The organism is Tessaracoccus rhinocerotis (genome assembly GCF_007197885.1).
Classification (GTDB): Bacteria; Actinomycetota; Actinomycetes; order Propionibacteriales; family Propionibacteriaceae; genus Arachnia; species Arachnia rhinocerotis.
Map to the genome: position 1 here is coordinate 101648 of NZ_VKKG01000003.1, position 12789 is coordinate 114436.

A 12789-nucleotide genomic window follows, 5' to 3' on the forward strand; every position below is an offset into this window, starting at 1 on the left:
GCGTGGGCGCAGGGGGTGCCCCTGAATGGAGGCAATGATGCCCTGCGACGCCAGCGGTATGGCCGAGATCCACCGCTTCTTCAAGTCATCCTTCGGGGAGGGTGGTGACCTCGTGGGTCGCGTCAGGCAGGGTGATGCTGCCCACGCCGACCGGGTGGGGGCCCACCTCCACGCACTCTCGCGGTCCCTGCACGCTCACCACGAGTTCGAGGACGAGCGGATGTGGGACCCGCTGGTCCAACGGGCACCGGGTTGCACCCTCCACGTTGACCGGATGAGGCAGCAGCATGCGGAGATGCTCCTCCATCTCGAGGCACTCGATGCCGCGCTGCCAGCCTGGCGCAGCAGTGGCCGGGCCTCCGAGGCGGATCCGGTCCTCGAAGCGCTTGTCGGCATCAACGCCGCGCTCGCTGTGCACCTGCCCGACGAGGAGGGCAACGTCGTGCCGGTGATGGAAGAGGTGTTCGTGCAGAAGGTGATGGATGACGCCTCCGCCCACGGGCGCAGGGCCACGCCCAGAGGTTACGCATTCCCGATGCTGGGGCAGATCCTGGCGGCGCAGCCAGACGGTGGGGACGAGTGGCTGCGCAAGCACCTGCCCCCGCCGGTCCGTTGGGTCTGGCGCGGATTCGGCAGGCGCAGGTACGAGTCCTACCGGCGTGAACTGCTGGAATCGAGCTGAAGTCCGGACGGGTCCGCTTCGAGTGCGGACCCATGCCGCACCACCAGCGCCATGACGACGATGACGATGCCTGCCGCCATGGCCACTGCGAACGCGCCGATGCTGTCGGCACGGGTGGTCAGCGCGCCACCGAGGGTGGCTCCGATGGAGACACCGACGATCACTGAGGAACCGATTGCGGTCATCGCCACGCCGATGCCACCGCTGGGGCTGGTGGCCTCGGCGAGGGTGAACGCGGTCACCATGGTGGGACCGATGAACAGGCCGACCAGGAGCAGTCCGACGGCGGTCAGCGCGAGCGTTCCCTGCATCGCGGTGATCGAGATGAACACCACCATGCCGATGCCGCCGACGAGGAACCGCGTCGACAGCCGGACATTCTGGGGGACCATGACCACGAGCAGCGCTGTCAGGGCGGAACCCACCCCCATCAGGGCATAGACGAGGCCCGCCTGGCCGGGGGAGCCGAGGAGGGTGCTGCGCTCAGTGACCGCAGCCTGGACGGAACCGAAAAAGGTTCCGATGCAGACCATCACGACGATCGCCGGTGCGACGGCGGCCAGGACCCGCAGGATGGGCGGGTGGACCGGGGCCGTTCCCGACTCCGAGAGTGCGACGGGGTCAGTTGCCGGCGCTGTCGTCGCGAACGGGATCCCTGCCGCGAGCACCAGCGCGGCCGCGAGCGCGAGGGGGGCCGCCGGAACGGCGGCCCAAGCGGCGAGGCCCACGAGCGCCGGTCCGAGGACGAACACCAACTCGTCAACCGTGGACTCGTAGGAGAAGGCCGTGGACAGGTCCCGGGGATCGGTGGCCGCGCCAACCCACCTGGCGCGGGTGAAGGAGCCGATCGGTAGGGAGGTGAGCCCGACGGCGAGGCAGGCCAGCCACAGGGGCGGCCCGCCCCAGCCGCGCAGGGCGGCAGCGAGCAGGCAGAGCAGCGCGAGACCGTTGAGCGGGGTGAGCAGGGTGAGGACGAAGCGCTGGCCGCGGCGGTCCGCCCAGCGTCCGATCAGGGGGGAGGCGACTGCGGTGGCCATCGAGACGATCCCCGTCGCAAGGCCGCCGGTCGCCACGGAACCCGTGGCGGCGGTGATGGCGGTCATGACTCCGAGCGGGATCATGGCGAATGGCGCGCGGGCGGCAACCGCCAGCACCATGGCCCGTCCGGACGAGATCTTGGGCAGGATCCTGTAGTGCGCCAGGGCGCGAAGTGGTGAGGTTTGCACGGGAGTGCTCCGAGGTCGATTTCCCGCAAGGGTCCCGATGGTCACACACACCAGGAGCAGGCGAGGGTCCGTTCGATTGCTCGCACGGACGGACCCAGTGTACGCCAGTTCCCGGGATGGTCGCCCCTGGGGAACGACTGGTCCCCGGCACCGCGTGCGGGCGGTACCGGGGACCAGTCGTGAAGGGGAGGTGGGAGTCAGTCGTCGAGCGGCTGGCCCGTGCGGTCCTTGGTGAATGCCAGCGCCACGAGCGAGATGACACCGAAGGCGATGATCACCAGGCCGATCGGGATGTAGCTGCCGTACGAGGCGAGCAGGGCGGTGGCGATCAGGGGCAGCGGGCCACCGAAGAGGGCGGCGCGCGGGTGCCGGGGCCGGCGGAGCGGCTGCTGATCGAGGCGACGATCTCGGCGTAGTGCACCTTGGCGACGGAGGAGATGGCGGCGACGATCGGCACGGTGGCCTGGCCGCCGCAGGTGACCATGTTCAGGTTCTGCGCGTCGATGTGCTCCTCGAGGTTCACCACCGGTACGCAGTAGGGGCCGATGGCGGCCGGCGTCAGGTCGATGAGTCGGATGCCGGGCTTGGCCGCGGTGAGCTTCTCGGCGTTGTAGTGGTGCGCGCCGGCGGAGGTGGCGTCGAAGACGATGGTGACGTCGTCGAAGACGGGGGAGTCGATCAGGCCGTCGACACCGGTGTGGATTGCCTCGAGCCCGAGGGCACGTGCCTTGGCGAGGCCGTCGGAGTTCGGATCGATGCCGACGAGGGCGGCGAGCTTCACGTTGCCGTCGCGCTTGGTCAGCTTGAACATGAGGTCGGTGCCGATGTTGCCCGACCCGATGATTGCTGCGGTTTGCGTCATTGCCGAGCACCCCTTCGTGTCTCTGATGTCGGATTGGTGTCCGAAGCATTGGACGCGTCTTCAATCTTTCGAACTTCGATGTCAAGTGTCTGACGAGCTCCAGGAAACCGCCAGCGTCGGCATCCGGCGGGGTGCCTCCGTGTTCTACCTCGCCAAGATCGAGGCCCGCGCGCTGTTCCAGATCCCATCCGGCATCGGGCAGAGCCTTCCGGCCAACTGCACCGGCATCGGCAAGGCGCTGCTCAGTGCGCTCACCGACGTCGAGATCGGTGAGCTCTACCCGGACCCGGACGACCTCCCCGTGATGACCGCGAGGAGCATCCGGACCCTGCCCGACCTACGGGCGGACCTCGCGACCACGCGCGAGCGCGGCTACGCCATCGAGGACGGGGAGTCCACGCCCGGGCTGCACTGCGCGGCCTCGGTGGTGCGCGACGTGCAGGGCGCCGTCGTCGCGGCCATCAGCACGTCCGTCCCCGACGTCCGCTGGATCAGCCGCTCCGACGCCGAGTGGGCTGCGCCCGTGCTTGCTGCCGCGGCGGAACTCTCGGCACAGCTTGGCTACCGGGCCCCCTAGTGTGGGAGCCGAAACCCGAACAGGAGATCAGCAGTGGCTGCCAAAGACGCACAGCTCTACACCGCCTCAACCACCCCGTTCACCGACACCGGTGACTTCGACCCCGGCCTGGCCGACGAGTACCACCACTGGCTCGCGGCCAGCGGTGTCGACGGCGTGTTCGCGGTCGGAACCACCGGCGAGTTCATCGCCCTGGAGGACGGCGAACGCACCGCCGTGATCGCGAGCGCGGTGAGGGTGTTCGGGTCCGATCGGGTGATCGCCCACACGGGTGCGCCCAGTCTCCGCCAGGCGGCCCGCCTGACGGCAGCCGCCCGCGAGGTCGGCGCCACGAGGTTCGCCGCCATGACCCCCTACTTCGAGGTGGCGCATCCCGACGCGCTGGCGGACTACTACACCGAGCTCGACTCCATCGGCGGAGGCCAGTTCTACGGCTACCACTTCCCGTCCCGGACCACCGTCGCGCTGCCGCCCGAGCAGGTGCGCAACATCACGGTGCGGGCCGGACTCGCCGGCATCAAGGTCAGCGGGTTGCCCGCCGACGAGACGCTCGCCTACCTGGATCCGGTCGACCCCGGCTTCGAGGTCTTCACCGGCAACGACGCCACCTTCGCCGAGTGCGTCCGTGGCGGAGCGCTGGGGGCGGTCAGCGGGATGTCAGCGGCGTTCCCGACGGTGTTCGTTGCCATGCGCGACGCGCTGCGCTCGGGCGACGCCGACGCCGTGGCCCGCGCCCAGGACGACGTGCAGCACGTCGTGACGGCCTGTGAGGGCGTCAACTTCGCGCTCGTCAAGAAGGCGCTGGACCTGCAAGGCGTCCCCGCCGGGCCCGTGCGCGTGGCCCTCGACGAGCCGAGCCCGGAGCAGGTCGCGGTCCTCGAGGACACTCTGGACCGGCTGGGGATCGCCCGGCCCTGAGTCGCGCCCCGGCGTGTGCTCCGCCGGCGTTCAGCGTGGTTGCTCCAGTCCTTCACCGTACGGGAGACCCAACTTGGGAGACGCTCCCGCGTCGCGACGCGCCGCCAGGGATGCCAACCCCAGCCCCAGGATGACGCCCACGGCGTCGGCAACGAGGTCCCAGACGTCCCCGCTGCGGTGCGGGACCAACCGGTACTGCACCAGTTCGCTGACGGGTGCATGGGCTGCCATGGCGACGATGGGCCACCACTTCGACGTGATCCGGCAGATGAGGAGGGCGGGGGTCGCGAACAGCAGGACGTGCACGAGCTTGTCCAGGTGCGGCACGACATCCGGCCCCGGGTCCGGCGACCCGGGGAGGTAGAGGGCCAGGAGGTGTACGACGAGCGCGGCCGCCAGTAACCAGCCGCTCACTCGTGTTCTCATGCTTGCCCCTATCTTGGCTGCCGGGCCTTCCCGTCCTGGCATGCTACGCGACGGCGGCTGCTGGGTTGGGTCAGGCGTACCTGGCCTGGCGGCCGATGGTACCGCGAAGGGACTGCTTGACCGGACGGTTGGAACGGAGCTGTTCCAGCTTCTCGCGCAGGTGCAGCCGCTCGGAGGCTTCCGCGTTGAACTCGTCCGAGACGAACGCCTCGATGTGGGCGATGGAGCGGTTGCGCATCTCCTCCTCGGCGCGCACCGCCGAGTCCAGCCGCTCCTCGTACCAGTCGGAGGCCAGGATGTGCTCGCGCTCGAACTGCTTGCGGAAGTCCGGCGATTCCAGCCGCAGCCCCTCGTACTCGCCGTAGGCCATGATACCGAGCACGATCTTGAGCGGCGGCACGGCGAGGTCGGCGATGCCGTCGTCGAAGTAGGTCTGCGCCACGCGACGGTGGGTCTCGACGATGGTGCGCACCGACGCCGCGTACTCCTCAATCCCCTGCAATTCGGGTTGCAGCATCTCGGCAGTGAACACTGCGTGCGGGTGCATGAAGATCCGGCCGAAGTACTTCGTGGTGAACTTCTTGGTCATCCGGAATCCCAGCCGTGAGGCAAGCACCAGTTCCCCGTCGTGTTCGAAGTCCGGGACGGGTTCCAGGGCCCCCTCGGCGAGCAGGCTGCCGGCGTCGCGCTCCTCGGGCGACATGCGGGCGAACAGCTCGGGCACCAGCAGCGAGATGTCGTGGTCGACTCGCACTGAGGGGCCCACCACGCCCGCCGATGAGATCCAGCCGTCGTAGCCGCCGAGCGCGAACGACAACAGTGCGGCGTTCAGGTCATAGACCGACGGCAGCGGGTTGAACGGACCCTTGGTCATCGCCCCCTCGGAGCCCGCGCCAGTCGTCGAGGGCGACTTGCCCGTCATGGACGAGATGAACTCCATCATCAGCTCCGGCAGCTCCATGTGGTGCAGCGGGGCGTAGGCGCAAAGGGGCGGGATGTTCTCCTCGGCCGGGTTGTTTCTCCGGCCCCCGACGACGACGTCGACGCTGTGCCGCACGGGCCGCTCCGCGGGCACCTTCCCGGCGAGGTGGCTGGCCAGGTCTGCCAGGGCGGTGGCGCGGGCGTCGGCGAGGTCGGGCCGCTCCTGCAGGTAGCGCGGGTTCTTCGTCCGGGCTCCGTCGACGATGCGCGGATGCGCCGAGGACACGAAGTATCGCTCCTCGTGCTCGCCGTCGGCCACGGAGCGGATGAGCTCCCGCATCGGCTCGGAGTACTCCCAGGCGCCCATCGTGTCGGACATGATTGCCTGCGCGTCGCTGCGCTCCAGCGGCGCGAAGTTGCTGAGGAAGGCGCCGGCTGCGATGTCGCGCTCCGTCTGCTTGTCGTAGCCGCGGTGGATGGCGTCGTCAGGGCGCTGGAACAGCAGCCGCTCGCAGTTGGTGACGTACTTGCGGCTCAGCGCGTTCCCTCCCGGTCCGGGGGCGGTGATGGAGGCCGTGATGTCGTCCTCGGTCTGTACCTTCGCGGCGGGACGGAAGTCGTGGCGGAGCCCGAAGAGGCGCCAGCTGCCGTCGGAGTCGAAGCCGACCCGCAGCATGTTGACGTGGATCTTCGCGTCGTCGAGCCGCAGCGCGTGCCCAGCGCGCCCGTTGACGGTGGGCACCGAGAAGTGGGACATCCAGTCCCGGCCCCATTCGCGGCGGTGGGCGTTCTTCACGGTGAACACGAGTTCCTTGACGTGGTGGGGGATCTGCTCCACCCATGCGTTGTACTCGGCGGTGAAGTCGTCGGCGGGGGACAGCAGCTTGATGACCGAACCGAGGCTGCGGTCCTCGGAGAGCAGGGGGCGCTCGTCGACGACGGACTTGTCGATGAACCTGTCGCTGAAGTCCCTGTCCACGATCCGGCGGACGAGCTCCAGGTCCTGTCGAAAGTCCTGCAGGTAGACGTTCGCCTCGACGAAGGCGTCGGTGATGGACTTGGAGATCTCCGACTTCCCGCCGCCGGAGACGGTGGCCGGCTTGTGCGCCTGGGTGGGGGTGGGGCGGGTGCCGACGAGGGCCCACTGCGGGTCGTCGACGCCCCAGCGGGTGAGCTCCACCTGGTATCCGTCGGGTGAGGTGTGGACGACGTCGGCGCGCAGCGGCAGCTCACGCCGGTGCTCGCCCTCGCCCCAACTGATCTTGGCGTCGCGCAGCGAGTACGTGGCCGGCGACGGGACCAGGACGACGTCGTCGAGCCGGGAGTGCGTCGCATAGCCGCCGTCGACGACCTCCCACAGGTCGGGATCGCGGGCGACGACGTCGTCGAAGGTGAACCCGGGGGTGGCCTCGGTGCTGAAGGTGGAGCCGAGGTTGTATCGCGGGAACGCCAGCGCCCCGCCGGAGTGCTCCTCCTCAACCAGGCCGAGGAGGTTGGCGGCGTAGCTGATCTGGGCCTTGACCTCCTTCTTGCAGTAGCCGAAGTAGTTGTCTGCGATCACCGTGACGATCACGCCGCGCTCGTCCCGCACGCACAGCTTGAAGGCGGTGCCGCCGTTGTAGAGCTCGTCCTCGTCGCTCCAGCACTGGCCGTCGCGGCGCTGGCGCTCGGTGGCGTCGTCGTGGTGGGGCAGGCCAAGGTCCTTCTTGCGGAGCTTGGTCAGGTGGGGGGCCAGGATGACGGCGCCGGTGTGCCCGGTCCAGGTGGTCGGGTCGAGGGCGGCGTCGTTGTCGGCAAGGAACGGGTCCCCGGCATTGCCGAAGATGCCCTCTACGAAATCGAGGTTCGCCAGCAGCGTCGCGGGGGCGAAGAACCGGATCTCCATCGAGCGCTGAGGCGTGAAGCCGGGCACCTCCGGCACCACCACCGGCCGCAGCAGCAGCGACGCCCAGGCGTAGGCGGGCTCCGGCGCGTCGGCCGTCCAGGGGACGAGCAGCGCCTCCCGGGGCGGGTGCAGGGCGGCGTCGAAGATTCGTGCGGCCACCTCGCGGGGGACGGCGATCTTGTCGTCCTGGATGGGCAGGCCGCCCTCGGCGATGTGGAACACGCCCTTGGTGGTGCGTCGGTCATTGGTGGGGTTGTGCAGGACCCCGTTGGCCAGGCGGTAGGAGCTGAGGTGTTCGGAGTGGAACTCGTCGCGGCCCTTCGGCAGGGACATCGCCCTGGCGAGGCCGGGCTCGTCGAGCACCAGCGTGCGCGGCGGGAGCCGCCAGTCCCAGTCGGTGCCGGAGAAGTAGTCGGCGAGGAAACCCTCGATCCGGGTGCCGATCGGAGACAGCAGCGGACCCTGCCGGCGCGCGAGCTCCCGCTGTTTGGCCAGGACCGGCGCCACGAGCCGGACGCCCTCCTCGCCGGCGGTGACGGCGTCGGGCATGTACCCGAGGAGTGCGAGTCTCAGACTGATGGTTGCGGTGTCGAGTGACTTTGCCATGTTCCATTCTCGCGCGGCCTCCACCAGCGAGGGCGGGCGCCCCCGCACAATGGCGCGATCGTCGGCGAGCTCGCCTGCGCTGGCGGAGGCTGGCTCGCGTTCCTGCAGCGCGCCTGCGCTGCAACGTGGGCGAACCCGACGAGTGCGAGCGAGACGTGAACAGCGCAGGTCAGATCCCGAGGAGGCGACGTTGCTGCCGGATCGCGCGCCACACCCGTCGCGCCAACTCCTCGCCGTTCAGGGCCAACGACCAGTTCCAGCGCACGATCCAGTAGCCGGCGTCGCGGATGTCGGCCTCCCTGCGCTTCTCCTCCATGATCGCGGTCTCGGCCGTCCGGCCCGGCCGCAGGAGTTCGCCGTACTTCCACTTGCCGTCCACCTCGCCCACCAGACGCAGCTCGGGCCAGGCGAAGTCGGTGCGCGCAACCTGGATCCCGTCGGCGTTGATCACAGGGAATTGCAGGTCCGGCGCTGGCAGGCCGTGCAGCGCCAGCTGGACCCGGCTGAGGGACTCGGCGGGGGACTCGGCCCTCGGGTCGGCGAACTCCGCAGCCATTCTGGCCCTGGCCCTGCCGTGGCGGCCCTTGTGGCGGTCGATCACCCCCAGCAGGTCCTGCCGCTCCAGACCCTCCCTGAGTGCGCCGTCGCACACCGCCACCGCGTGCGGGTACTCCAGGGTTCGGGACAGGTCGAAGGTGGTGCGGGACAGTGTGGTCACCTGGAGGTCGTCGACGGTCGTGACCTCGTCGTCGGGCAACGGCGTGTTGTGTACGCGGAGCTGTCGTCGGGAGGAGCCGTGTCCGCCGCTGCGACGCGTCATCGACACCACTCCGAGCTGCCTCCGAGGCACCGGCAGACCGAGGAGGCAGCCTGCGGACTGGTGGCTCAGGACGTTCGACGGCGATACGCCCGGCACGGTGGCCCGCACCAGCCTGATGTGCTCGTCGACCGGATCCAGGTGGATGGCGGGGCAGTAGACGCCGCGTCGGATGCGGGTGAGCGCCCCGGAAGCGAGGCGGGCGCGGATGTCGGAATCGCTCAGGCCGTGGGCGACCAGTTGCGCGTGGGTGAACATTGGCTGGTTGTCGAGCATGACCTGAGCCAACCCCGCCGGCTGGACCAGCCACAAGACCCACCCGAGAAGCTGTGGACAACTCGTGCCGACGCTGTTCGCACGGTCGCGCCGGTTGGCTGGCGTTGGCTCAGGTTAGCCAGCACCGTTGCAGTTCGCCTTCGCTGCAGCGCAGGCGAGTCCGGAGAGCGCAAGCCAGTTGCAGACAGTGGGGGCGAAGAGGTCGGCAGCGGCCGGCGACCATCCGGTGGCCCGCCGCTGCCGGCCGACTCAGGCGTCGGAGGAGTTCGAGCTGATGCCCGGCCTGCCCTCGTGGATGATCTTGCCCGGGTTCAGGTTGCTGCCCGGGTCGATGCCCTCGAACAGCTTGCGCTGGATGAACACGCCGGCCTCGGAGATGTCCTCGGCCATCCACGGGCTGTGCTCCTCGCCGACGCCGTGGTGGTGCGAGACGGTGCCGTGGTGGTCGACGAACGTCTGCTGGATGGCGCGCTTGACGACGTCGTAGGTGTCCAGGCAGTCCTCGGAGTCGTCGGCGACGGCGAACGTGAAGTACTGGCAGGCGCCGGAGTGGTAGGAGTGCGAGAGGTGCGAGAACACCACGCCACGCTTGCCACGGGAGTCCAGCGCATCCTGCACGGCCTGCTGCACCTTCGTGTGCAGGCTTTCCGCGTAAGCCCAGGGGGTCGTCGTCTCGGACACGTCGGCGACGAGGCCGTGGTCCAGCATGAAGTCGCGGATGTAGGGAGTGTCGTACTTCTTCTGGTCGTACAGGGTGCCGGGGCCGCTGCCGACGCCCATGCCCTGGTTGGCCTTGACGATCTTGTTGACCAGACCCTTCTCGTAGCGCACGTGGTTCGGGCTGCCCTCGAACCCGACGAAGGACATGCAGATCCCCTCCAGGTCCCAGCCCTTGGCCTCCATGACCTTGGAGATCGCCTTGCTCATCAGGCTGCCCACCCGGCCGGACTTCTTGCCGTTGGCCATGATGTACTGCGTCTCCATCGGGTCGGAGACGCGCGCCATCATGACGGCGGCGTCGGACTCGACGATCTGCTGGCAGGCCCTCAGCCCGTCTCCGTAGCTGGGGAAGAAGTAGGCCTGCAGCTCGCGGACCTCGGGGATCCGGTGTACCTGCACCCACGCCTCGGTGATGATGCCGAGCCGCCCCTCGGAGCCCAGCACCATCTCGCGCACGCTCGGACCGGAGGAGGTCGACGGGAGCGGGCGCAGGTTCAGGATCTGGCCGGGCATCACCATCCGCAGGCCGCGGACGATGTCGGCGATGTCGCCATACTTGTCGGACTGCATGCCGGAGCTGCGGGTGGCGATCCAGCCGCCCAGGGTCGACCACACGAACGAGTCGGGGTGGTGTCCCATGGTCCAGCCCCGGGCCTTGAGCTGGTCCTCCATGTCCGGGCCGAAGACGCCGGCCTGGATGCGGGCGAGACCGGACTCGGCGTCGATCTCCAGCACCTTGTTCAGGCGGCCCATGTTCACCGAGACCACCTGGCGGGTCTCGCCCGGCTCGGCCTCGAGGGCCGCGACGATGTTGGAGCCACCGCCGAAGGGAATCACGACGGCGTCGGCGGCGATGGCGCTGTCGACGATGCGCGCCACCTCCTCCTCGGTGCCGGGGTAGAGCACGACGTCGGGCACGCGGCCCAGTTCGCCGCGGCGAACGCGGACGAGGTCACGCACGCCCTTGCCGAAGGCGTGCACGACGCGGGTCTCGTCGTCGGACTGGACGAACTTGTTGCCGATGATGGCCTGGAACTCGGCGCGCAGCTCCTCCGACAGGCGCGACGGCGGCACGTCGAGGCTCTCGAAGGGCGGCGGGGACATGCGAGGCTGGTTGATGTCGACGCCCACGATCCGCTTCACGAAGGGCGCGAACTTCGGCTTGTCCGCGTGCTGGTAGGCCTTGCCCTCCTCGCCCCAGCCCCACCACTTCTGCTGCTTCACGCCCTGGATCATCAGTCCTCCTCGTCTGTCCGCGTGCTGGCATCTTCGGCCAGTGCGGAGATCTCGGTCTTGGCCGCCTTCTCGAGGGCGACGGTGTGTGCGTACTCGACGAGCGTCTTCGCCCCGTACGCACGAGCTGTGGTGTCGTGGAGCTCGAGTATCCGGCGCCGCATCCGCTCGCTGAACTCGTGGGCGATCTCGCCCGGCAGCGGACGCATCGGACGCCCGATCACCACGTGCACGGCGGGACGTCCCCGCGGCAGGTGCTTCTGCTGCGACGGCCACGCCGCGTACGCGCCGACCAGCGCGATCGGGACTGCAGGCACGCCACGAGAGATGCACAACGCGGCCACGCCCGGCTTGAACGGGGCCATCGCGCCGGTGCGGCTTCGGGTGCCCTCGGGGAAGATCAGCAGCGGGATCCCGTCCGACAGCAGCGCCGACGACATGCCGCGGACGTTCTTGTCCTTGGAGCGGCCCTTGCGGTCGTCGTCGTCGCGATCCCGGCCGCGGTCGATGGGGAAGCCGTTGAAGAACAGCGACATCGGGCCGGACTTCCACCACTTGTCGTAGAAGAAGTCAGCGGCGGCACCGGCGGCCAGGTACTTGGAGAACTTGTTCGGCAGCGCGCCGTAGATCAGCGGGGTGTCGAGGTGCGAGGAGTGGTTGGCGGCCACCACGAACGGTGCCTCGAGGGCGTCCAGGTTCGACAGTCCGTGGACGTGGACGCGCAGCAGCCGCCACACGTACGGGCGCAGCAGCAGTATCTGGGCCGCCTGCCTCGTCGTGGCGTTCAGGCGGGACTTGTAGCGCCCGCGCGAGTCGTCCTTCCTGGCCACTGGGACTCAGTGCTTCTTCCGGCTCTTGGAGAGCTTGGACGACACGAAGCGGTTGAGGGCGCGGGGCCCGTGGTCGCCGATGAACATGGCGAGCTTCCACTTCCACGTGGGAATGGACTCGACCTTGCCCTTGGCCGCGTCGTCGAGGCACTCGCGCACCAACTCGTCGGCGTCGATCCACACGAACCCCGGGAGGTTGGAGGCGGAGATGCCGGCGCGGTCGTGGAACTCGGTGCGGACCCAGCCCGGGAGCAGGCCTGTGACGGTGACGCCGGTGCCCCTGAGCTCCAGGGCCAGTGCCGTGGAGTAGGTGCGGGCCCAGGCCTTGATGGAGGAGTAGTTGCCGGAGAAGATCGCGGCGGAGGACGAGGCGACGTTGATGATCTGGCCGCGGCCGCGCTCGGACATCGCCCGACCGGCGGCGCCGCCGAGGATCAGCACGGCCAGGCACATGACGTCGAGCGCCTTCACGTGGGTGTCGATGGCGGACTCGTCCAGCAGGGACGAGTGCAGCCCGAAGCCGGCGTTGTTGACCAGCATGTCGACGGGGCGGGCCTGGTCCTCGAGGCGGCCGGCGACGCGGTCCACGTCGTCGCGGACGGAGAGGTCTGCGGTGAGGACCTCCACGTCGACGCCGTGGGCGGCGCGCAGCTTCTCGGCGACGGACTCCAGGCGTTCGGTGTCACGGGCGACGATGACCAGGTCGTTGCCCCGGGCGGCCAGTTCGCGTGCGAACGCGTTGCCGATACCCGCTGTCGCGCCCGTGATCAGTGCCGTTGCCATGACGTCTACCGTATCCCCTCCGGGAAG

General features: G+C 69.2%; 11 protein-coding genes. 3 read left to right on the plus strand and 8 right to left on the minus strand.

Translation table 11 applies throughout. The features are described from left to right. Positions 1-25: 25 nt before the first annotated feature. Positions 26-682, plus strand: a complete 657-nt coding sequence (locus FOJ82_RS08635; protein ID WP_143938090.1) for a hemerythrin domain-containing protein — start codon at positions 26-28, stop codon at positions 680-682. Here the strand turns inward: FOJ82_RS08635 and FOJ82_RS08640 are convergent. After that, positions 652-1908 carry an MFS transporter gene (locus FOJ82_RS08640; RefSeq protein WP_143938091.1) on the minus strand — a complete coding sequence of 419 codons (1257 nt, stop codon included), beginning with the start codon at positions 1906-1908 and terminating at the stop codon, positions 652-654. The genes FOJ82_RS08635 and FOJ82_RS08640 overlap by 31 nt on opposite strands. Before the next feature lie 328 nt (positions 1909-2236). Next, the gene (locus FOJ82_RS08645) at positions 2237-2770 is read right to left on the minus strand and encodes a hypothetical protein (RefSeq protein ID WP_143938092.1); all 534 of its coding nucleotides are present in this window, start codon (positions 2768-2770) and stop codon (positions 2237-2239) included. Positions 2771-2855: 85 nt separating this feature from the next. Here FOJ82_RS08645 and FOJ82_RS08650 point away from each other — a divergent pair, with 85 nt between their 5' ends. Then, positions 2856-3347, plus strand: a complete 492-nt coding sequence (locus tag FOJ82_RS08650) for an IclR family transcriptional regulator (RefSeq protein ID WP_185975693.1) — start codon at positions 2856-2858, stop codon at positions 3345-3347. Between the two features lie 33 nt (positions 3348-3380). After that, positions 3381-4265 (plus strand): dihydrodipicolinate synthase family protein, encoded by an 885-nt coding sequence (locus FOJ82_RS08655; protein ID WP_143938094.1) that lies wholly within the window; start codon positions 3381-3383, stop codon positions 4263-4265. 30 nt (positions 4266-4295) lie between these two features. Here FOJ82_RS08655 and FOJ82_RS08660 read toward each other — a convergent pair whose 3' ends face one another. The 6 genes from FOJ82_RS08660 to FOJ82_RS08685 all read right to left on the minus strand — a co-directional run bounded on the left by FOJ82_RS08660 (position 4296) and on the right by FOJ82_RS08685 (position 12762). Next, positions 4296-4691, minus strand: a complete 396-nt coding sequence (locus FOJ82_RS08660; protein ID WP_185975694.1) for a VanZ family protein — start codon at positions 4689-4691, stop codon at positions 4296-4298. A 70-nt stretch (positions 4692-4761) separates the two neighbouring features. Next, on the minus strand, positions 4762-8103 hold the full coding sequence (locus FOJ82_RS08665; RefSeq protein ID WP_143938095.1) for a PPi-type phosphoenolpyruvate carboxykinase family protein: 3342 nt from the start codon (positions 8101-8103) through the stop codon (positions 4762-4764). Positions 8104-8272: 169 nt separating this feature from the next. Then, positions 8273-9196 carry a type IV toxin-antitoxin system AbiEi family antitoxin domain-containing protein gene (locus tag FOJ82_RS08670; protein ID WP_143938096.1) on the minus strand — a complete coding sequence of 308 codons (924 nt, stop codon included), beginning with the start codon at positions 9194-9196 and terminating at the stop codon, positions 8273-8275. Between the two features lie 249 nt (positions 9197-9445). Continuing rightward, complete coding sequence (locus tag FOJ82_RS08675) at positions 9446-11152, minus strand: FAD-binding oxidoreductase (protein ID WP_143938097.1); 1707 nt, start codon at positions 11150-11152, stop codon at positions 9446-9448. Next, positions 11152-11979 carry a lysophospholipid acyltransferase family protein gene (locus FOJ82_RS08680; RefSeq protein WP_143938098.1) on the minus strand — a complete coding sequence of 276 codons (828 nt, stop codon included), beginning with the start codon at positions 11977-11979 and terminating at the stop codon, positions 11152-11154. The genes FOJ82_RS08675 and FOJ82_RS08680 overlap by 1 nt, the downstream gene beginning before the upstream one ends. 6 nt (positions 11980-11985) lie before the next feature. Further along, positions 11986-12762 (minus strand): SDR family NAD(P)-dependent oxidoreductase, encoded by a 777-nt coding sequence (locus tag FOJ82_RS08685; protein WP_143938099.1) that lies wholly within the window; start codon positions 12760-12762, stop codon positions 11986-11988. Positions 12763-12789: the final 27 nt, after the last annotated feature.

Bases quoted from the DNA above. Each gene is read 5' to 3' on its own strand.
- FOJ82_RS08635 (WP_143938090.1), top strand. From the start codon at position 26: ATGGAGGCAATGATGCCCTGCGACGCCAGCGGTATGGCCGAGATCCAC.
- FOJ82_RS08660 (WP_185975694.1), bottom strand. From the start codon at position 4,691: ATGAGAACACGAGTGAGCGGCTGGTTACTGGCGGCCGCGCTCGTCGTA.
- FOJ82_RS08670 (WP_143938096.1), bottom strand. From the start codon at position 9,196: ATGCTCGACAACCAGCCAATGTTCACCCACGCGCAACTGGTCGCCCAC.
- FOJ82_RS08675 (WP_143938097.1), bottom strand. From the start codon at position 11,152: ATGATCCAGGGCGTGAAGCAGCAGAAGTGGTGGGGCTGGGGCGAGGAG.
- FOJ82_RS08645 (WP_143938092.1), bottom strand. From the start codon at position 2,770: ATGACGCAAACCGCAGCAATCATCGGGTCGGGCAACATCGGCACCGAC.
- FOJ82_RS08665 (WP_143938095.1), bottom strand. From the start codon at position 8,103: ATGGCAAAGTCACTCGACACCGCAACCATCAGTCTGAGACTCGCACTC.
- FOJ82_RS08685 (WP_143938099.1), bottom strand. From the start codon at position 12,762: ATGGCAACGGCACTGATCACGGGCGCGACAGCGGGTATCGGCAACGCG.